This window comes from Pseudanabaena sp. 'Roaring Creek', from assembly GCF_001402795.1.
GTDB lineage: Bacteria > Cyanobacteriota > Cyanobacteriia > Pseudanabaenales > Pseudanabaenaceae > Pseudanabaena.
In genome coordinates this window covers 1-1000 of the sequence record NZ_LIRE01000514.1, presented here as the reverse complement: position 1 = coordinate 1000, position 1000 = coordinate 1, and the positions used below count along the sequence as shown (strand labels likewise).

At 41.5% G+C, this 1000-nt stretch carries 1 protein-coding gene; it reads right to left on the bottom strand.

The window, feature by feature from the left end:
• Window positions 1-940 (bottom strand): ATP-binding protein (locus tag AC805_RS15810; protein WP_197278751.1); only part of this gene is annotated, 940 nt, incomplete at its 3' end.
• Window positions 941-1000 lie beyond the last annotated feature (60 nt).

The following is a 1000-nucleotide window of genomic DNA, read 5'->3' as shown; positions in this document are numbered from 1 at the left end:
ATTCTATTTTTCTTTCTTCCTTCTCCTCATATTTCCATGTAATTTCGAGATGCTTGCTCAATAGCCTAAACAATTCTTCAGAATGCACTGGCTTTTCAAGGAAATCATCTCCTCCTACGTTTAAACTCTTTTGCTGATCCTCATAGGCTACAGATGCCGAAGAAACGATCACGATTAATCCCTTTAATGTATCCTCTGCTCTGATCTGGCTCAACATCTCAAATCCATCCATCACTGGCATCGCCAAATCCGTTATCACAAGGTCAGGATGCTTATCTCTTGCTCTTTCTAGCCCTGTCTGTCCATTTTCTGCTTCTATAAGCCTAAATCCTAATGGCTCCAGTAGATTGACGATCACTGACCTGTTTTCCCATTTATCATCGACGATCAATATCTTTCCTAATGGCTCCAGTAGATTGACGATCACTGACCTGTTTTCCCATTTATCATCGACGATCAATATCTCCTTCCTCTCTCCTTCATATCCGATGATATTCTGTCCCTGTTGAACTGTTGTTTGCTTTACCCAGTCCTCGGCTACCTTTATCCCTATCCTGAAGCTAAATATGCTCCCTTTCCCTAGTTCGCTCTTAACTTGGATCTCCCCTCCCATCATTTGTACGATCCTTTGGCTGATCGCTAGTCCCAATCCTGTCCCTTCTGATTGTTTCTTCTTCTCTCCTACTTGCTCGAAGGCTTGGAATATCTTTTCTATCTCTCCTTCTGCTATCCCTACTCCTGTATCCTCTACTTCTATCTTGATCTCTGCTCCTTCTACTCCTACTCTAAATATCACTTTCCCTTTGTCTGTAAATTTAATGGCATTGCTTAATAAGTTAATAATTACTTGTCTCAGTCTCTTTTCGTCTGTCTCGATCCCTTCTGGTAGCTCCGTTTCTCTTTCATAAATGAATTCGATCCCTTTTTGGTCGCCTCTCACTCGACATATCTCTACTACTCCTTGCAGAAATGATGGTAAATGAATCGTGTTTTCCTGTAG